The organism is Streptomyces sp. NPDC017991, from assembly GCF_044328075.1.
In the GTDB taxonomy this organism is placed as follows: domain Bacteria; phylum Actinomycetota; class Actinomycetes; order Streptomycetales; family Streptomycetaceae; genus Streptomyces.
The window spans coordinates 767,052-784,441 of record NZ_JBIRGP010000002.1; the positions used below are offsets into that span (position 1 = coordinate 767,052).

General features: G+C 70.1%; 18 protein-coding genes, 1 tRNA gene and 1 riboswitch. Of the genes, 5 read left to right on the forward strand and 14 right to left on the reverse strand.

All coding sequences use genetic code 11. The features are described from left to right. Positions 1–23 precede the first annotated feature (23 nt). Positions 24–1,490: an MFS transporter gene (locus ACH4DZ_RS07900; RefSeq protein WP_398286064.1), complete on the reverse strand. Its 1,467-nt coding sequence runs from the start codon at positions 1,488–1,490 to the stop codon at positions 24–26. Between the two features lie 240 nt (positions 1,491–1,730). Further along, positions 1,731–3,182, reverse strand: a complete 1,452-nt coding sequence (locus tag ACH4DZ_RS07905; RefSeq protein ID WP_398286065.1) for a DUF445 domain-containing protein — start codon at positions 3,180–3,182, stop codon at positions 1,731–1,733. Between the two features lie 196 nt (positions 3,183–3,378). Between ACH4DZ_RS07905 and ACH4DZ_RS07910 the strand changes: the two genes are divergently transcribed. After that, positions 3,379–4,701, forward strand: a complete 1,323-nt coding sequence (locus ACH4DZ_RS07910) for an SGNH/GDSL hydrolase family protein (RefSeq protein ID WP_398286067.1) — start codon at positions 3,379–3,381, stop codon at positions 4,699–4,701. Positions 4,702–4,944: 243 nt separating this feature from the next. Here ACH4DZ_RS07910 and ACH4DZ_RS07915 read toward each other — a convergent pair whose 3' ends face one another. The 4 genes from ACH4DZ_RS07915 to ACH4DZ_RS07930 form a co-directional block, all read right to left on the reverse strand. Continuing rightward, on the reverse strand, positions 4,945–5,688 hold the full coding sequence (locus ACH4DZ_RS07915; protein ID WP_398286068.1) for a DUF1707 domain-containing protein: 744 nt from the start codon (positions 5,686–5,688) through the stop codon (positions 4,945–4,947). A 10-nt stretch (positions 5,689–5,698) separates the two neighbouring features. Then, on the reverse strand, positions 5,699–6,700 hold the full coding sequence (locus tag ACH4DZ_RS07920) for an ATP-binding cassette domain-containing protein (RefSeq protein ID WP_398286069.1): 1,002 nt from the start codon (positions 6,698–6,700) through the stop codon (positions 5,699–5,701). A gap of 6 nt (positions 6,701–6,706) precedes the next feature. Continuing rightward, complete coding sequence (locus ACH4DZ_RS07925; RefSeq protein ID WP_398286237.1) at positions 6,707–7,510, reverse strand: ABC transporter permease; 804 nt, start codon at positions 7,508–7,510, stop codon at positions 6,707–6,709. 103 nt (positions 7,511–7,613) lie between these two features. Further along, entirely contained in the window at positions 7,614–8,423 is an 810-nt protein-coding gene (locus tag ACH4DZ_RS07930; RefSeq protein WP_398286071.1) for an ABC transporter permease, read from the reverse strand. A 198-nt stretch (positions 8,424–8,621) separates the two neighbouring features. Here ACH4DZ_RS07930 and ACH4DZ_RS07935 point away from each other — a divergent pair, with 198 nt between their 5' ends. Continuing rightward, entirely contained in the window at positions 8,622–11,285 is a 2,664-nt protein-coding gene (locus tag ACH4DZ_RS07935) for a transglycosylase domain-containing protein (protein ID WP_398286073.1), read from the forward strand. Positions 11,286–11,317: 32 nt separating this feature from the next. Here ACH4DZ_RS07935 and ACH4DZ_RS07940 read toward each other — a convergent pair whose 3' ends face one another. The 3 genes from ACH4DZ_RS07940 to ACH4DZ_RS07950 all read right to left on the reverse strand — a co-directional run bounded on the left by ACH4DZ_RS07940 (position 11,318) and on the right by ACH4DZ_RS07950 (position 12,578). Continuing rightward, a complete protein-coding gene (locus ACH4DZ_RS07940; protein ID WP_189775160.1) occupies positions 11,318–11,638 on the reverse strand; it encodes a multidrug efflux SMR transporter in 321 nt (106 codons plus the stop codon). A 28-nt stretch (positions 11,639–11,666) separates the two neighbouring features. Further along, a riboswitch (guanidine-III (ykkC-III) riboswitch) is annotated at positions 11,667–11,733 on the reverse strand. A gap of 65 nt (positions 11,734–11,798) precedes the next feature. Beyond that, positions 11,799–12,155, reverse strand: a complete 357-nt coding sequence (locus ACH4DZ_RS07945) for a co-chaperone GroES (protein ID WP_107015997.1) — start codon at positions 12,153–12,155, stop codon at positions 11,799–11,801. Positions 12,156–12,221: 66 nt separating this feature from the next. Next, positions 12,222–12,578: a DUF3618 domain-containing protein gene (locus ACH4DZ_RS07950; RefSeq protein WP_398286075.1), complete on the reverse strand. Its 357-nt coding sequence runs from the start codon at positions 12,576–12,578 to the stop codon at positions 12,222–12,224. 168 nt (positions 12,579–12,746) lie between these two features. On the opposite strand from ACH4DZ_RS07950, the gene bcp reads away from it, so the two are divergent. Together bcp and ACH4DZ_RS07960 are read left to right on the forward strand one after the other, a co-directional pair. Beyond that, entirely contained in the window at positions 12,747–13,214 is a 468-nt protein-coding gene (gene bcp, locus ACH4DZ_RS07955) for a thioredoxin-dependent thiol peroxidase (protein WP_398286076.1), read from the forward strand. A gap of 85 nt (positions 13,215–13,299) precedes the next feature. After that, positions 13,300–13,384: transfer RNA gene (locus tag ACH4DZ_RS07960), tRNA-Leu, on the forward strand. A gap of 77 nt (positions 13,385–13,461) precedes the next feature. Here the strand turns inward: ACH4DZ_RS07960 and ACH4DZ_RS07965 are convergent. Beyond that, positions 13,462–14,061: an ArsR/SmtB family transcription factor gene (locus ACH4DZ_RS07965; RefSeq protein ID WP_398286077.1), complete on the reverse strand. Its 600-nt coding sequence runs from the start codon at positions 14,059–14,061 to the stop codon at positions 13,462–13,464. A gap of 169 nt (positions 14,062–14,230) precedes the next feature. Between ACH4DZ_RS07965 and ACH4DZ_RS07970 the strand changes: the two genes are divergently transcribed. Next, complete coding sequence (locus ACH4DZ_RS07970; RefSeq protein ID WP_398286078.1) at positions 14,231–14,959, forward strand: hypothetical protein; 729 nt, start codon at positions 14,231–14,233, stop codon at positions 14,957–14,959. Position 14,960: 1 nt separating this feature from the next. Here the strand turns inward: ACH4DZ_RS07970 and rdgB are convergent, their stop codons facing one another. From rdgB to ACH4DZ_RS07990, 4 genes are all read right to left on the reverse strand, one after another. After that, on the reverse strand, positions 14,961–15,563 hold the full coding sequence (rdgB, locus tag ACH4DZ_RS07975; RefSeq protein WP_398286079.1) for an RdgB/HAM1 family non-canonical purine NTP pyrophosphatase: 603 nt from the start codon (positions 15,561–15,563) through the stop codon (positions 14,961–14,963). Positions 15,564–15,681: 118 nt separating this feature from the next. Further along, entirely contained in the window at positions 15,682–16,086 is a 405-nt protein-coding gene (locus tag ACH4DZ_RS07980; protein ID WP_398286081.1) for a hypothetical protein, read from the reverse strand. A 168-nt stretch (positions 16,087–16,254) separates the two neighbouring features. Next, the gene (gene rph / locus ACH4DZ_RS07985) at positions 16,255–16,992 is read right to left on the reverse strand and encodes a ribonuclease PH (protein ID WP_398286082.1); all 738 of its coding nucleotides are present in this window, start codon (positions 16,990–16,992) and stop codon (positions 16,255–16,257) included. A gap of 93 nt (positions 16,993–17,085) precedes the next feature. After that, positions 17,086–17,385, reverse strand: coding sequence for a glucose PTS transporter subunit EIIB (locus ACH4DZ_RS07990; protein ID WP_384805189.1), 300 nt, complete (start codon positions 17,383–17,385; stop codon positions 17,086–17,088). Between the last annotated feature and the right edge of the window lie 5 nt (positions 17,386–17,390).

Genomic DNA, 17,390 nt, shown 5'->3' on the forward strand with positions numbered 1-17,390 from the left:
TTCGGCGGTTCGGCCAGGAGGCCCTAGGAAGCTTCCGCCGTCGACAGGGGGCTGGCGATGTCCTCCAGGGAGCGGCCCTCCGCCTTCACCGCGAGCAGTGCCGCGACGAGGCCCGCCGCGCACATCAGGCCGGCGCCGATCTGGAAGGCGAGGACCGTGTCGCCGACGACACCCGTGCTGGTGAGCTCCGAGAAGATCAGCGGGCCGCTGATGCCGCCCGCCGCCGTGCCGATGGCGTAGAAGAAGGCGATGGCCATCGCGCGGGTCTCCATCGGGAAGATCTCGGAGACCGTCAGATACGCGCTGCTCGCGCCCGCCGAGGCGAAGAACAGGACCACGCACCAGCAGGCGGTCAGGGTGGTCGCGGTCAGCGAGCCCCGGTCGAAGAGCCAGGCCGTGCCGAAGAGCAGGATGCCGGAGAGCAGGTACGTGGACGAGATCATGATCCGGCGGCCCACGGTGTCGAAGAACTTGCCGAGGAGCAGCGGGCCGAGGAAGTTGCCGACCGCGATGACGGCGAAGTAGTAACCGGTGCTGCCGGTCGGTACGTCGAAGAACTTGGTGAGGATCGCGCCGAAGCCGAAGGTGATCGCGTTGTAGAGGAACGCCTGCCCGATGAAGAGGGAGAGGCCGAGGACGGCGCGCTTGCGGTACGTCGTGAAGACCGTGCGGGCGATGATGCCGAAGCCGATGCTCTTGCGCTGGTGGATGGTGATCTCACCGGCGGGCGGTGGGAGGTCGCGGCCGGTCTCCTCCTCGATCTGCCGCTCGGCCTCGGTGACCAGGCGTTCCGCCTCCTCCCCCTTGCCGTGGATGAACAGCCACCGCGGGCTCTCGGGGACGTTGCGGCGTACGAGCAGGATCACCAGGCCGAGGACGACACCGAGGACGAAGGTGAGCCGCCAGCCGACGTTCATCGCGAAGAGGTCGGTGTTCAGCGCGACGATCGACAGGAGCGAGCCGGCGATCGCGCCCAGCCAGAAACTGCCGTTGATGATCAGGTCGACGCGTCCGCGGTACTTCGAGGGGATCAGTTCGTCGATCGCCGAGTTGATGGCCGCGTACTCGCCGCCGATGCCGAAGCCGGTGAGGAAGCGGAAGAGGAGGAACCACCAGGTGGAGAAGGAGAGCGCCGTCATGGCGGTCGCCGCGAGATAGACGGCCAGGGTGACCATGAACAGCTTGCGGCGGCCGAACTTGTCCGTGAGCCGGCCGAAGAACAGGGCGCCCGAGCAGGCTCCGGCCACGTACAGGGCGGCGGCGATACCGGTGACCTGCGCGGCCGAGATGGGCAGCCCGCTGCCCTCCTCGGAGAGCCGGCCGGCGATGTTGCCGACGACGGTGACTTCGAGGCCGTCCAGGATCCAGACCGTGCCGAGCCCGATGACGATGGTCCAGTGCCAGCGCGACCAGGGCAGCCGGTCGAGTCGGGCGGGCACGGCGGTGGTGACGGCTCCGGTCTCCGCGGACCCGGCATCGGTGACGGCCATGGCACCCCTCCTTGCGGTTCGGGAACATCTCCCCGAGTGCCCCGATCCGCCGCGCTCTCACCTGGCCGGTGGGGGGGGCGGTCTGCGGGTTGTGCGGTTGGCTGCGGGCCGGTGGGGGCGCGCCCAACAGATTGCGCAGTTCCCCGCGCCCCTAGGTACCTAGGGGCGCGGGGAACTGCGCGGCCAGCCACGACGCGCCCGCAGGCGACCGCACAGCCCGCGGAAGCGAACCCGCCGGAGTCACGCCCCGAAAGCCTGCGACACCGCATAGATGAGAAGGCCCGCCAGCGAGCCGACAACCGTGCCGTTGATCCGGATGAACTGCAGATCACGCCCGATATGCGCCTCGATCTTCCGCGACGTGTGCTCCGCGTCCCACCCCGCGACGGTCTCGGTGATGAGCGAGGTGATCTCGTCCCGGTACGTCGTCACGACGTACACCGCGGCCCCCTCGACCCACCCGTCGACCTTGCCCTGCAGCCGCGCGTCGGTGGCCATCCGCGTCCCGAGGGACAGCAGCGACGCCCGCACACGCAACCGCAGCTCACTGCGCTCGTCCTCCGCCGCGGACACGATCATCTGCCGTACGGAGGACCAGGCGGACGCGATCAGGTCCTGGACCTCGCCCCGGCCGAGGACCTCGCGCTTGAGGTTCTCCACCCGCGCCCGGGTGTCGGTGTCGGACTGCAGGTCGGAGGCGAAGTCGGTGAGGAAACGGTCGAGGGCGCCACGCGCCGGGTGGGCGGGCATGTCGCGCATCTCGGTGACGAAACGCAGCAGCTCCTTGTAGACGCGCTCACCGACCCGCTTGTCGACGAACCGCGGGGTCCACCCGGGGGCGCCGCCCTGTACGGCGTCCATCACCTGCTCGTTGTGGAGGACGAGCCAGTCGTGGGCGCGTACGCAGATCAGGTCGACGACCCGCCGGTGGCCGCCGTCCGCGACGACCCTCTCCAGCGTCTTCCCTATGCCGGGGGCGATCTCCTGGGCGTCGGCCCGCCGGTTGATGGCCTCGCCGACGACGGCCTGCACGTCCGAGTCGCGGAGCACCGCGAGGGCTCCCCTGAGCGCGGTGGCCAGCTCGTCGGTCACCCGGTCGGCGTGCTCGGGCAGGGCCAGCCAGGTGCCGAGCCGGCTGCCGATGCCGACGGCGCGCAGCCGCTGCCGTACGACGTCCTGCGAGAGGAAGTTCTCTCCGACGAACTCGCCCAGCGACACGCCGAGCTGGTCCTTCTTGGTCGGGATGATCGCGGTGTGCGGGATGGGCAGGCCCATCGGCCGCCGGAACAGGGCGGTGACGGCGAACCAGTCGGCGAGCGCGCCGACCATGCCGGCCTCGGCGGCGGCGGCCACGTAACCCGTCCAGGCGCCCGCGCCGGAGTTCCCGGCCCACTTGGCGAGTACGTAGACGACGGCGACGAACAGCAGCAGTCCGGTCGCCATGAGCTTCATGCGGCGGACAGCGCGGAACTTCTCCTCGTCGGCAGGGCTGAACGAGTTCATCGCCCGGTTCGGCGCGGCGCGGTCGGCCCCCGCGGCGCCCGGAGCCGCCCCGCCGGCCCTGCTGGACCCGCCGGCTCCGATGGCCCGGGTGCCGCTCGTGGGGTTCGCCACACCGCCGGGGCGGGAAGACTGCCCTTCCGGGCCGGTTTCCCCCGCTTCATCCTCTTTCGTTCGTTCCATCCGCTCCATCCGTTCCCCGTCCCCCGTAACGCATTGTTCCAACCTGACCGGCTCCTGGAACGGAACAGGAGTTCCCCGCGTCTGTCCGGGCGGGGGATTTCACGGGGCCGAGGGGTCATGAGGGGTTCCTCCCGCGCCATGCCTCATCATGGGGTCATCACACCGGAGCTCCGGGCTCCCATTTTTCCGAGGAGATACGCACCGCATGACCAAGCGTCACGGTTATGCCTTGCTGGCCGCGATCGTCGCTGTGATCGTCGCCATTTCGACCGCCATATACGTCGGAGTCGCCGCCGACGACGGCGGGGAGACCACCGCCGTGGTCGGCGGCCGGACCCCGCACAACTCGGCGGCCCCCGCGTCCGTCGGCACCTGGGTGGGCGCCTGGTCGGCGTCCCCGGCCGGATCGGAGCCGGGCACCGAGACGAACGGCATGGCGGGCCGTTCGGTACGCAACGTGGTGCACGTCGGCGTAGGCGGTACCGCGGCCCGGATCACCCTGTCCAACCTGTACGGGCAGCAGCCGCTCAGCATCACGCACGCCTCGGTCGCCGTCGCGGCCACCGCGAACAACGCCGCCGCGACAGCGGACACGATGCGGCGCCTCACCTTCGGCGGCCGTCCCTCGGTGGTGGTGCCCGCCGGGCAGCAGGTCGTCAGCGACGCCGTACGGCTGCTGGTCCCGCACGGCAGCGACGTGCTGGTGACGACGTACTCGCCGACGCCGTCGGGGCCCGTCACCTACCACCCGCAGGCACGGCAGATCTCGTACACCGCGGAGGGCGACCGCACGGAGGACGTCAGCGGGGTCGCGTACACCGGGCAGACGCCCTACTGGCGGTATCTGACCGCGCTGGACGTGCTGAGCAACGAGTCGCAGGGCACGGTCGTCGTCATCGGCGACTCGCTCACCGACGGTGTGACCTCGACCGTGGGCGAGAACCGGCGCTGGACGGACGTCCTCGGCGAACGGCTGCACGCGGCCGGCTCCGACGGGCCCCGCTACAGCGTGGTCAACCAGGGCATCAGCGGCAACCGCGTCCTGGCCAGCGGGCTCGGCCGGCCCGCCGAGAATCCGAGCGGGCTGATCCGCTTCGACCGTGACGTGCTCGGCCGCACCAACGTCAAGGCGGTCGTGATCGCCCTCGGCGTCAACGACATCCTGCGGACGCCGAACCAGACCGACGCGAACCGGATCACCGCGGGGTTGCGTGAGCTGAAGCGGCTGGCGCATGCGCGGGGGCTGCGGGTGGTGGGGGCCACGCTCATGCCGTTCCAGGGGCATCGGGGATACCGGCCGTATCTGGAGGACACCCGGCAGGCCGTCAACGCGCAGATCCGTGCGGGGAAGGTCTTCGACGACTACGCCGACTTCGACAAGGCGCTCCGCGATCCTTACAACCCTCGGCGGCTGCGGTCCGACTACGACTCGGGGGATCATCTGCACCCGAGCGACAAGGGCTACAAGCGCATGGCGGAGATCTTCGACCTGCCCGACCTGAAGGGCTCAGCCCCGGCCCAGCTCTAGCCCTCCCCGGCCGGAGCTCGCACGTCGACCGCGCCCCGGTGGGGGTTGCTCGCGCAGTTCCCCGCGCCCCTTAAAGCTCGTACTTCGACCGCGCCCCGGTGGGGGCTGATCGCGCAGTTCCCCGCGCCCCTAAAGGGGCCCCAGGCCCCTAGGGGCGCGGGGAACTGCGCGGCCGGCCACGACGCGCCCGCAGGCGACGCACAACCCGCGGGAGCACAGGGGGCCATGAGGGGGCACCCCCCCTCAATCGAGCCCCGCTTCCAGCTCCTCCCGCCGTGCGGCCTTGCGTTCCAGCTTCTCCCGCTTCCGCTCCTCCCGCATACGGACCCGCTCCGCCTTCGAGATCTTCCGCTCCACCCCCACCCCGCCCCAGAACGCGAACCCGGTGACCACGACCCGCGGAGCCCCCGGCTCGCCCGCGACACCCTCCTGCCCGTGGTCGAACCCACCCATGATCCCGATCCCACGGACGACGACCTCGACCCCCGGCGGCACCATGACGTTCACCCCGCCCATGACGGCGACGCAGTTGACCACGACCTCGCCGTCCGCGAAGTTCGCCTCGCGCAAATCCACGACACCGCCGCCCCAGAACGCGAAGCAGTTGAACCGCTTCGGCACGGTCCAGTGCCCCCTGCGCTCGAACCCCGACATGACCGCGACGCCCCACCGGGAAGAGCCCTCACCGCCGACGATCCGGCTCGCCCAGTCCCCCGTACCGACGGCGCCCGCGGACCGCTTGACCATCGACACGGCGGGCGCGGGCACGGAGACACCGGGCGCGGGCAGATCCCGGGTGATCGGCTCCAACTCCCCGTACGTACGCGCCTTGTACGTGGCCTCCAGCCGCTCCTCGAACTCCGCCATGTCCAGGCGGCCCTCGGCGAGGGCGTCCCTCAGCACTTCGGCGACCTGTTCGCGATCGGCATCGGAGGCGCGCAACTCGGGGAGTCCGCCGGAAGGTTCGGCCGGGAGTTCGTCCGTCATGGACAGAAGCCTACGAGGTTGCCTTCCCCGCGTACATGCGGCTGATGACCGCCTCGATATCGGGTTCCCGCACCGACAGGTCGACCAGCGGATACTCCGCCGCGATCCGCGCCACCAGCGGCGCCGCCGACTGCGCCGCCGGAAAGGCGAGCCACTGCCGGGGCCCCTCGACCCTCACCACCCGCGCCGACTCCACCTCGATGGGCGGAAGTTCGCGCTCCAGGTCCACGACCAGCGTCCGCTCGCTCTCCCCGATCTCGTGCAGCCCGGTCAGCGCACCGTCGTACATCAGGCGCCCGTGGTCGATGACCATCACCCGCCGGCACAGCTGCTCGATGTCGGAGAGGTCGTGGGTCGTCAGGAGCACGGTCGTGCCGCGCTCCGCGTTGAGGTCGCGCAGGAACTCCCGCACCCGCACCTTGCTGACCACGTCGAGCCCGATCGTCGGCTCGTCCAGGTACAGCACCTCGGGGTCGTGCAGCAGCGCCGCCGCGATGTCCCCGCGCATCCGCTGCCCCAGCGAGAGCTGCCGTACGGGCACGTCCAGCAGCTCGCCCAGTTCGAGGAGTTCGACACACCGGTCGAGGTTCTCCGCGTACCGCGCGTCCGGGATCCGGTACATGCGGTGCATCAGCCGGTACGAGTCGATGAGCGGCAGATCCCACCACAGGGTGGTCCGCTGCCCGAACACCACGCCGATGCGCCGCGCGAGCCGGGTGCGTTCACGGGAGGGGTCGATGCCCGCGACGCGCAGACGGCCGCCGCTGGGCGTGAGGATGCCGGTGAGCATCTTGATGGTGGTGGACTTCCCCGCGCCGTTCGGCCCGATGTAGCCGACCATCTCGCCGCGCGACACGGTGAAGGAGATCGAGTCGACCGCCCGCACCTCCCGCCGCTCACTGCGCAGAAAGCCGGTCTTCTTGCGTACGTCGAAGACCTTCTCCACGCCGTCGAGGCTGATGAAGTCACTGTCGGAGTGCGGCACGCCGGTGTCCGCGTGAGTGGATTTCATGTGCGGCTAACTCCCGGTGCTGCGGTACGAACGAAGGCCCGCCCGCCACGCGAGACCCGAGAGCCCGCAGCAGACGACGGCCACGAGTGGCGACAGGAACGCGACCCACTCCGGCAGGTCGAGCGGATACGGCAGCCCGAGCACGTACAGCGCGGGCAGCCAGTTGACGAAGGCCAGCGGCAGCACGAAGGTCACCCCGCGCACCAGGTCCTTCGCGAAGACGGTAGGCGGATACTGCAGCAGCGTGGTGCCGCCGTACGTGAACGAGTTCTGCACCTGGGACGCGTCCTGCGCCACGAACTGGAAGGCCCCGCCCGCCACGAACACCGACGCGAAGATGGCGGCCCCGCTGACCACCGTCACCGGCATCAGCAGCACCTTCGCCGGGGTCCAGTCGATGTCGACCACGACGAGCGCGTACCCGAGGACCAGCAGCCCCTGGGTGATCCGGCCCAGGCGCCGCAGCGCGAACCGGTCCGCGGCGACCTGCGCGAGCACCGGCGCGGGGCGTACGAGCAGGGTGTCGAGCGTGCCGTCCCGCACCCGCTGCCCGAGCCGGTCCATCGAACCGAGCGTCAGATCGGCGACGCCGAACGCCGCGCTGGACAGCCCGTACAGGAACGCCACCTCGCCGAGCGAGTAGCCGCCGAGCTCGTCGACCCGCGAGAACATCAGCAGGATCGCGACGAAGTCGAGCACGGTCCCCGCGAAGTTGCCGAAGAGCGTCATCGCGAAGGACGCGCGGTACGCCATCGTCGAGCGGATCCACATCCAGGCGATCAGCCGGTAGGCCCGCAGCCCGTCCACCAGCCGCGACCCGTACGTCGGCGCGGACCCGAAGCCGGTATCGGGGCCGGTATCGGGGCCGGAGCCGGAGCCGGTACCGCCGCCGGGGCCGGGCTTCTCCCGCAGGTCAGCCACCCTGGACCACCACCCTGCGCGTCGCCGCCGACTGGACCAGCCGGCCCACCGCCAGCAGCCCGACGGCCCAGGCGGCCTGGAAGGCGTACGTACGCAGCAGTGCGAGGCCCGTGCGCTCGCCGAGCAGCACGTCCGCCGGGGCCTGCATCAGCGCCGACCAGGGCAGTACGCGGGCCAGTTCGCCGAGCGCGCCCGGGAAGACGTTCAGCGGCAGGGTCATCCCGGAGAAGAACAGGCCGGCGAGGACGGCCAGTTGCTGCACCCCCGCCCCGTCCATGAACCAGAACGCCGCCAGCGCCACGAGATAGCGGATCGCGAAACTCACCAGGACCCCCAGCACCACGGCGACGAGGAAGGCCAGCCAGGTCCCGGCGTCGGCGGGCAGCGCGAGCTGGAAGACGAGCCCGCCGAACACCATCGGCACCACACCGCGCCCCAGCAACTGGAACGCGGCCCGCCCCGCGTCCGCCGCCAGCCACCACGCCTGGAGGTCCACGGGCCGGTAGAGGTCGATGGCGATGTCACCCGTACGGATTCTCTCGATCATCTCGTCCTCGAAGCCGCCGCCCATCACCGCGACCACCGACAGCAGCCCCTGCCCCACCCACACGTACGTCACCGCCTGCGCCTGGTCGTACCCGCCGAGCCCCGGCCGCTCGTCCCACAGCGCGATGTACGTGTACGCCAGGATCAGTCCGAAGACGGTGTTGGTGAACACGCCCGCGGCGGTGGCCACCCGATAGGTCGCGTACCGCCGGAACCCGCCCGCCGCGACGGCCGCGTACAACCTCCAAGCCCGCACCAGGAACCCTCTCCAGCCGTTCTGAGCCAAAGCGCTGGAGCCTAGTCCCGGGGCGGTACCGCGTGCCAGGCATTTTCTCCTGGGAAGCGTGCCACGCGCTGGGAACGATTCGCCGGGTGGGACAGTCTTCAAGGGAGGGCGCAGCAGGCGTACGAGGGCGTACCAGACGTACGACGTGAAACGGGAGCACGGCACAAGATGAACGACCAGCCGCAGCCGCAGCAGCCGAGCGAGGGCTGGGCACCGAGAGACCCCGACTCCGCCTCGGCGGGCGCGTCGGGCACACCGGATGAGCCGGGCACACCGGGTAAGCCTGGTAAGTCGGATACACCCGGTAAGGCGTCGGGGACGGCTCCGGACGTACCGGGTGCGACATCGGCCGCATCCGGCGGGACGCCGGACGGCCCGGACGATCCGGACGGCCCGGGCGGCCCGGACGCGCGGGACCACGCGACCGTCGCGTTGACGGCCGCGTCCGTCGGCGCGGGAGCCGCACCCGGTGAGGGGCCCGAGAGGCCCGGGAAGCCCGAGAGATCCGAGGAGTCGAAGAAGGCCAAGCGGCCCAAGCGCACCGGCTGGAAGCGGCTGATCCCGACCTGGCGGATGGTGCTCGGCACGTTCGTCGGCGTGATCCTGCTGCTCGTCGGCGCCTTCGCGCTCGGCTACTACCTGGTGAAGATCCCGTCGGCCAACGCGACGGCGATCAAGCAGAGCAACGTCTACCTGTACGCGGACGGCAGCCAGCTCGCCCGCGACGGCGAGGTGAACCGCGAGAACGTGGACCTGTCCCTGATCTCCAAGGACGCGCAGCACGCGGTGCTCGCCGCCGAGGACCGCGACTTCTACACCGAGTCGGCGGTCGATCCCAAGGCGATGCTCCGCGCGGGCTGGAACACCGCGACCGGCAAGGGCAAGCAGTCCGGCTCGACGATCACCCAGCAGTACGTGAAGAACTACTACCTGGCGCAGGAGCAGACGGTCACGCGGAAGGTGAAGGAGTTCTTCATCTCCATCAAGCTGGACCGGGAGAAGAGCAAGGACGACATCCTTGAGGGCTACCTCAACACCAGCTACTTCGGCCGCAACGCGTACGGCGTCCAGGCCGCGGCACAGGCCTACTACGGAGTCGACGCCAAGGGCCTGTCGGCCGGGCAGGGCGCCTACCTGGCGGCGCTCCTGAACGCGCCGAGCGAGTACGACGTGGTCGCGCACCCCGAGAACAAGCCGGCCGCGCTGGCCCGCTGGAACTACGTTCTCGACGGCATGGTCAAGAAGAAGTGGATCAGCGAGTCGGAGCGGGCCGACGTCGAGTTCCCCGCCCCCAAGGAGACGGTGGTCGCGGCCGGGATGTCGGGCCAGCGCGGCTACATCGTGAAGGCCGTCAACGACTACCTCGCCGACAACAAGATCCTCGGCGAGGACGCGCTGAACGCGGGCGGCTACCGCATCACGACCACCCTGCAGAAGCCCAAGCAGGACGCCTTCGTGAAGGCCGTCGACGACCAGGTGATGGACGAACTCGACAAGAAGAACCGCAAGGTCGACAACTACGTCCGCGCGGGCGGCGCCTCCATCGACCCGAAGACCGGCAAGGTCCTCGCGATGTACGGCGGCATCGACTACACGAAGCAGTACTACAACAACGCCACCCGCCGGGACTACCAGGTCGGCTCCATCTTCAAGCCGTTCGTGTTCACCTCGGCCGTGCAGAACGACTCGGTCACCCAGGACGGCCGCACGATCACCCCGAACACCGTCTACGACGGCACGAACAAGCGGCCCGTGCAGGGCTGGGACGACGGCACGTACGCCCCGGAGAACGAGGACCAGGTCTCGTACGGCCAGATCCCGGTCCGTACCGCCACCGACAAGTCCGTGAACTCCGTGTACGCGCAGCTGGCCGTGGACGTCGGCTCCGCGAAGGTCGAGCAGACCGCCGTCGACCTCGGCATCCCGGCCGACACCCCCGACCTGAACGCGTCCCCGTCCATCGCGCTCGGCACCGCCACCGCGAGCGTCCTCGACATGACGGAGGCGTACGCGACCCTCGCCAACCACGGCAAGCACGGCACGTACACGATGATCGAGAAGGTCACCAAGGACGGCTCCGAGGACGTGAAGCTGCCGGACAAGGCGACCGAGCAGGCCGTCAGCCGGGAGTCCGCCGACACGACGACCTCGATCCTGCAGAGCGTCGTCGAGGGCGGCACCGGTACGGCCGCGCAGGCCGCCGGGCGTCCCGTGGCGGGCAAGACGGGCACCGCGGAGGACGACAAGGCGGCCTGGTTCGCGGGCTACACCCCGAACCTCGCCACGGTCGTCGCCGTGATGGGCCAGGACCCCGACACCGGTGAGCACAAGGCGCTGTACGGGGCGCTCGGGCAGGCGCGTATCAACGGCGGCGGGTACCCGGCGCAGATCTGGGCCCAGTACACGAAGGCCGCGCTGAAGGGCGTGAAGGTCCAGGACTTCGACCTGAACCTCCAGGACGGCGCCGAGGAGCAGGAACTCCCGCCGGCCGACCCCGACGAGGACGCGACCGCCACGGGCGGCACCTCCACCGACGGCGGCACGACCACGGGAGGCGAGGAGACCCCGGACACCCAGGGCCAGGACAACGGCGGCACCACCACCGACGGGGGCACCACCGACACGGGCGGCACGACGACCGACGGCGGCGGCACCACCACGGACGGCGGGACCACCGGCACCGGCGGCACGACGACCGACGGCGGTGGCACGACCACGGACGGCGGCACCACGGGCGGCACCACGGGGGACGGCGGCGCCACGACGGACGGCGGGACGACCACGGACGGGGCGGACGGGAGCACGGGGACGACGTTCGGGGACTTCCCGTAGCCCCGACGCCGGCGTCCCGGAGGGGGCGCCGGCTAGTGGCCGGAGGTCGCCTTCAGGCCGACCACGGCCACCAGCAGCAGACAGACGAAGAAGATCCGGGCGGCGGTCGTCGGTTCACCGAGCACCGCCATGCCGTACACCGCCGCCCCGGCCGCGCCGATGCCCACCCAGACCCCGTACGCGGTTCCGATGGGCAGCGTCTTCGCCGCGTACGACAGCAGCAGCATGCTGGCGACGATGCCGGCACCGGTGAGCACGCTGGGCACGAGCCGCGTGAACCCCTCGGTGTACTTCATACCGACCGACCAGCCGACTTCGAGCAGACCGGCGACGACGAGCAGGACCCAGGCCATGAGGCACCTCCGTGCGGGAATCAACAGGGGTGCGTCGTCTTTGCCTGTCCCGGTACGGCGCGTCTCGTCGGGTTCTTCCAAGGTAGCAAGGAGCAGGCAGCGGGGGCTGGTGACGATGGTCACCAGCCCCCGCTGCCTGCTCCTTGGACTTCGGCCGTGTCTAGAGGTACAAGCCCGTGGAGTCCTCGGACCCCTCGAACCGGTCCGCGGCGACGGCGTGCAGATCCCGCTCGCGCATCAGCACGTACGCGGTGCCGCGCACCTCGACCTCGGCGCGGTCCTCCGGGTCGTACAGCACCCGGTCGCCCGGCTCGACCGTCCGTACGTTCTGCCCGACCGCCACGACCTCGGCCCAGGCGAGCCGCCGGCCCACCGCCGCGGTCGCGGGGATCAGGATGCCGCCACCCGACCGGCGTTCACCCTCGGCGGCGTCCTGCCGCACGAGCACACGGTCGTGCAGCATCCGGATGGGCAGCTTGTCGTGCTGGCTGCTGGGCTCAGTCCTCTTGGCGCTCACGGTCCGAATTTACCTGCCTTCGCGCCACTCGTACGTGGGTGGGGTACGGAAGGGTTCGGGCCGGGCTCAGCGCCTGCGGCGCCTGGGGCGCCCGGAACGCCTGGGGCCCAGGGTGAGCAGTCCGACGACGCCGACCACCACGAGGGCCACGGGCACGATGCGGTCCAGCCGCGGCGCCCCGTCCTCCGTGACGAACTGGCCCTTCACATCGTCGACGACGCGATTGACGCCGACGTAGGCGCGTCCGAGCGTGTGGTCGACGCTGGACGCCACCTTGGCCTTGGCATCCCCGACGATGGTCTTCGGGTGCACCCGCACACCGATCTCGTCGAGCGTCTCGGCGAGGGTTTCGCGACGGCGTTTGATGTCCGCCTCGATCTGCGCCGGAGTCCTGGTGTCCGGCGTGCTCGACGTGTCCGACACGCGCTGCCTCCGTAATCGTGGTCGTTTCTTCCCGTGGCCGGTCCATGGCCGGTTCCTGTCGGCCCTGTACCTGATCGACAGTCTGTCAGCTTCACCCTCCGCGCACCGCCCGGCACCCCCATTACGCTCGGTTCCGTATCCACCACCTCGCAAGGAGACCGAACCGAGATGAGCGAGCGACTCCAGCCCGGCGACACCGCCCCCGCCTTCACCCTGCCCGACGCCGACGGCAACGAGGTGTCCCTTGCCGACCACAAGGGCCGCAAGGTCATCGTGTACTTCTACCCGTCCGCGCTCACTCCAGGCTGCACCAAGCAGGCCTGCGACTTCACCGACAACCTGGACCTGCTCGCGGGCGCCGGCTACGACGTGATCGGCGTCTCCCCCGACAAGCCGGAGAAACTCGCCAAGTTCCGCGACCAGGAGAACCTGAAGGTCACCCTGGTCGCCGACCCGGACAAGACGGTCCTGGACGCGTACGGCGCCTTCGGCGAGAAGAAGAACTACGGCAAGACCTACCTGGGCGTCATCCGCTCCACGATCGTGGTGGACGAGGAGGGCAAGGTGGAACGGGCCCTGTACAACGTCCGCGCGACCGGCCACGTCGCGAAGATCATCAAGGACCTGGAGATCTGACGGCCCGAGTCCGGGGAGCCGTGAACCGCGTGACGCAAACCCCCTCGAACCACCGACCAGTTGACCGGTACGATGGCATGCGCTGGCGGCGGTGGCGCAACGGTTGACGCAGCAGACTTAGGATCTGTGGCCCGTGAAACGGCTTGAGGGTTCGAATCCCTTCCGCCGCACGGCAGACGGCCTGTGAATCGAAGGGTTGATTCACAGGCCGTCGCTTTGCGCCGAGCGTGACACCTGCCGCTTCGCGCTACTGCCCGGCCGGCAGCGCGAACCATCGCAGCAGCACTGGCTTCGCGTCGGGCGGGGCCTCCTCCGGACCCCGGGCGAAGCGGGTCAGAAGGTCCAGGTAGGCGTCGTGGAACGCGGTCACCTCGTCCTTGGTGAGGTGACTGAGGCTGCGGGAGCCGCGCATCCAGCCCTCCGATTCCCCGTGCCCTTCCGTGAACCGCCGGGCCAACTCGATGTCCTCGTCCAGCCGCAGGCGGTCCAGGGCTCCCGCGACCGCCTGCTCGCCGTCGGTCATCTCGTCCTGCGCCGGCCTGCGTACGTCGAGCCCGCGCACCGCCCGCCACCAGCGCTCACGGCTGTTGGGCCGCTCCGGTACGTCCTCGATGAAGCCGCCGCTCTCCAGCCGGCGCAGGTGGTAGCTGAGCGTGCCGGTGTTCTCCCCGAGCGCGGCGGTGAGGGTCGTGGAGGTCGCCGGGCCCGAGACGGCGAGGTGACGGAGGATCTTCAGCCGTAGCGGGTGGGCGAGCGCTTTGAGGGCCGCGGGGTCGCTGACGGTGCGCCGCTCGCCGCCCGGCTCCGTCGGCGCGCGTGCGGGCCGTGACTCGCCTTCGTCGCTCATGGGGGCAGTTTACCGTCCGCACAGCCGATTCTCTGCAGACATATTTCTGCAGAATTTTCTCTGCAGACCTTCCATTGCAGAGGAATGGCTGCAATCCTTGAGGAAGCGCGGTGGGCGACAGCCTTCCGCCCATCCGGTCACTCAACCGGTCGCTCACCTGGGGGTTTTCATGTTTCCTGTCCGACGTATCGCGAGGGCGTTGTCCGCCGTGGCTCTCGCCGCGGGCCTGGGCGCGGCGGCGATGGTGCCCGCTCATGCCGGGCCCGGCACTGGCCGCGACCGCGACCTCGGCACGCGGGATCGCGGCTTCCAGGACTGCCCGGCCCTGTCCGAGTTGCCCCCCGGCGCCGATCCGGCGCGGTGGCGCTGCGAGGCGATGACGGCCGTCGGGCATCTGACGCTCGGCCGGGTCGATGTCGAGGTGCCGGACGGCCGCCCGCTGGCGATCACGTTCGCGGAGGGCACGGTGGACGGCGAGTTCCGTCAGGTGTTCGGCGCGATGGCCGCCGCTCCCCTGCGAGTTCGGGGTACGCCGCTGTCGATCACGCCGCGGTACGGCGGGTACTCCGACTTCCAGTCGAACGACGAGCGGCGTGGCGAGCTGGATCTGACGTTCCGGATATCCGGGCCCGGGGTGCCACCCGGTTGCTCCATAGGCAGTGGGGCGGACCCGGTCCATCTGGTGCTCTTGGAGACGGATCCGCCGAAGGTCGTCACGCCGGACCCGCTGGTCGTCACCTTCGGAGTGGCGGACAACCGCTTTGCCGTACCGGGGACTTCGGGCTGCGGCCCACTGGGACCCGTGCTCGACAAGGCGCTGCGCCTTCCGTCACCGGCGGGCGCGAACGGCATAGACCTGGCCGCCCGGGTGACGATGCGTTCGTACGGTGAGGTGTAGTTCAGCCCAGCAGTTCCTTCACCACCGGTACGAGTCCTCGGAACGCCTTGCCCCGGTGGCTGATCGCGTTCTTCTCGTCGGGGGTGAGTTCCGCGCAGGTGCGGGTGTCGCCGTCGGGCTGGAGGATCGGGTCGTAGCCGAAGCCGTGGGCGCCGGCGGGTTCGTGGCGCAGGGTGCCTCGCAGGTGGCCCTCGACCACGCGTTCGGTGCCGTCGGGCAGGGCGAGGGCGGCGGCGCAGGCGAAGTGGGCGGCTCGGTGCCCGTCGGCGATGTCGCCGAGCTGGGCGAGAAGGAGGTCGAGGTTGGCGCGGTCGTCGCCGTGGGTGCCGGACCAGCGGGCGGAGAAGATGCCGGGGGCGCCGCCGAGTACGTCGACGCACAGGCCGGAGTCGTCGGCGACGGCCGGGAGTCCGGTGGCCTGGGCGAGGGCGTGGGCCTTGAGCAGCGCGTTCTCGGCGAAGGTGACGCCGGTTTCCTTGACGTCGGGGATGTCCGGGTAGGCGTCCGCGCCGACGAGTTCGTGTGACAGATCTGCTGCGGCGAGGATCGCCCTCAGCTCGGTGATCTTTCCGGGGTTGCGGGTGGCGAGGATCAGGCGGGTCATGGTGCTCACCCTAGCCAGTGCCTGCCACGGCACTAGTGCCGTGGCAGGCACTGGGTGGACGCTTCTGTTCGCGTGCCGCCCGTGATCGTTCGCCGCCCGCCGGGGCCGGCCGCTGTCGCTACGGGGTGCAGACCTTGGTGAGCTCGCCCGCCGCGTCGGTGACGGAGCTGATGTCGGGGGTCTCGTCGCCGTTCTTGATGTCGTCGCGGACGTCGCCGACTGCCTTCTGGAGGTCGTCCACGGCTTTGTTGATGTCGACGTTGTCGGTCTTGTCGCCGATGGTGTCGAGGTTCTTGTCGATCGAGTCGAGTGCGTCGTCCGTCCGCGTCGGGTCGTTCGACGCGTTCTCCACGGCCTGCTGGAGGTCGGTGACGCTGTCGGCGATCGTGTCGGCGGTCTGGACGCAGTCGAGCGCCTTGTTGACGGCGTCGCAGCCGGTGGTGAGCCCGGCCGTCAGCGCGACGGCTGCCACTGCTGCGGCGACGGCGGTGATACGGCGTGGTCGGCGACGGCTCGCGGCCATGGAACGGTCCTCCCGTGGTCAGGCCCCCGAGGGCCCGTTTCGTAGGCCTCAGGGCCCCCGTTTGGTGCTGGCCGGGCGAGACGGTGGTGTGCCGCTCGCCCGCACCTGTAGGGACGCGACCGCCGGTGCCGTGGTTGCCCGCGACCTCCGGCCTTCTTGGTACGTCCTTTACCCTTCGAGGACCGTATCAAGTGCCGTGCGCTGGGCGACAGCGAGTTCCGTGCAGCCCAGCACGGCCAGATCGAGGAGGGAGTTGAGTTCGTCGCGGTCGAACGGCTCGGCCTCGGCGGTGCCTTGGACCTCGACGAAGCGGCCGTCGCCGGTGCAGACGACGTTCATGTCGGTGTCGGCGCGGACGTCCTCCTCGTAGCAGAGGTCGAGGAGGGGGACGCCGCCGACGATGCCGACGGAGACGGCGCTGACCGTTCCGGTGAGGGGCTGCCGGTTGGCCTTGATGAGCTTCTTGCCCTGGGCCCAGGTGACGGCGTCGGCGAGGGCGACGTAGGCGCCGGTGATGGCGGCGGTGCGGGTGCCTCCGTCGGCCTGGAGGACGTCGCAGTCCAGGACGATGGTGTTCTCGCCGAGTGCCTTGTAGTCGATGACCGCGCGCAGGGAGCGGCCGATGAGCCGGCTGATCTCGTGGGTGCGGCCGCCGATCTTGCCGCGGACGGACTCGCGGTCGCCGCGGGAGTTCGTGGCGCGGGGAAGCATGGAGTATTCGGCGGTCACCCAGCCTTCGCCGCTGCCCTTGCGCCAGCGCGGGACACCTTCGGTGACGGAGGCGGTGCAGAAGACCTTCGTGTCGCCGAAGGAGACGAGGACGGAGCCCTCGGCGTGCTTGCTCCAGCCGCGTTCGATGGTGATCGGGCGGAGCTGTTCGGGCGTGCGGCCGTCGATGCGAGACATGGCGAAGAGCCTAGTCGTACACGGGTGAGGGGCCGCCCCCGTATCCGGAAGCGGCCCCTCGCCCGGGTGAGACCTCGACACCTGTCCCGGCAGTTACATCATGTCTTCGATGTCGGCGGCGATCGGGTCGGCGTCGGTGCCGATGACGACCTGGATCGCGGTGCCCATCTTGACGACGCCGTGGGCGCCCGCGGCCTTCAGGGCGGCCTCGTCGACCTTGCTCGGGTCGACGACCTCGGTGCGCAGCCGGGTGATGCAGCCCTCGACCTCTTCGATGTTGTCGATGCCACCGAGCCCGGCGACGATCTTCTCAGCCTTGCTGGCCATGTCCTTCTCCCTGATCCGAACCGCTTTGTCGCAGCGCTTTTTCGCAGTAACCCACAGTTGGCCCATCTTCG

Excerpts from the sequence above, each read along its gene's own strand:
- ACH4DZ_RS07940 (WP_189775160.1), bottom strand. The coding sequence starts at position 11,638 with ATGGCCTGGGTCCTGCTCGTCGTCGCCGGTCTGCTCGAAGTCGGCTGG.
- rdgB (WP_398286079.1), bottom strand. The coding sequence starts at position 15,563 with ATGACCCGCCTGATCCTCGCCACCCGCAACCCCGGAAAGATCACCGAG.
- ACH4DZ_RS07935 (WP_398286073.1), top strand. The coding sequence starts at position 8,622 with ATGAACGACCAGCCGCAGCCGCAGCAGCCGAGCGAGGGCTGGGCACCG.
- ACH4DZ_RS07920 (WP_398286069.1), bottom strand. The coding sequence starts at position 6,700 with ATGAAATCCACTCACGCGGACACCGGCGTGCCGCACTCCGACAGTGAC.
- ACH4DZ_RS07910 (WP_398286067.1), top strand. The coding sequence starts at position 3,379 with ATGACCAAGCGTCACGGTTATGCCTTGCTGGCCGCGATCGTCGCTGTG.
- ACH4DZ_RS07965 (WP_398286077.1), bottom strand. The coding sequence starts at position 14,061 with ATGAGCGACGAAGGCGAGTCACGGCCCGCACGCGCGCCGACGGAGCCG.
- ACH4DZ_RS07900 (WP_398286064.1), bottom strand. The coding sequence starts at position 1,490 with ATGGCCGTCACCGATGCCGGGTCCGCGGAGACCGGAGCCGTCACCACC.
- bcp (WP_398286076.1), top strand. The coding sequence starts at position 12,747 with ATGAGCGAGCGACTCCAGCCCGGCGACACCGCCCCCGCCTTCACCCTG.
- ACH4DZ_RS07915 (WP_398286068.1), bottom strand. The coding sequence starts at position 5,688 with ATGACGGACGAACTCCCGGCCGAACCTTCCGGCGGACTCCCCGAGTTG.
- ACH4DZ_RS07980 (WP_398286081.1), bottom strand. The coding sequence starts at position 16,086 with ATGGCCGCGAGCCGTCGCCGACCACGCCGTATCACCGCCGTCGCCGCA.
- rph (WP_398286082.1), bottom strand. The coding sequence starts at position 16,992 with ATGTCTCGCATCGACGGCCGCACGCCCGAACAGCTCCGCCCGATCACC.
- ACH4DZ_RS07970 (WP_398286078.1), top strand. The coding sequence starts at position 14,231 with ATGTTTCCTGTCCGACGTATCGCGAGGGCGTTGTCCGCCGTGGCTCTC.
- ACH4DZ_RS07905 (WP_398286065.1), bottom strand. The coding sequence starts at position 3,182 with ATGGAGCGGATGGAACGAACGAAAGAGGATGAAGCGGGGGAAACCGGC.
- ACH4DZ_RS07990 (WP_384805189.1), bottom strand. The coding sequence starts at position 17,385 with ATGGGCCAACTGTGGGTTACTGCGAAAAAGCGCTGCGACAAAGCGGTT.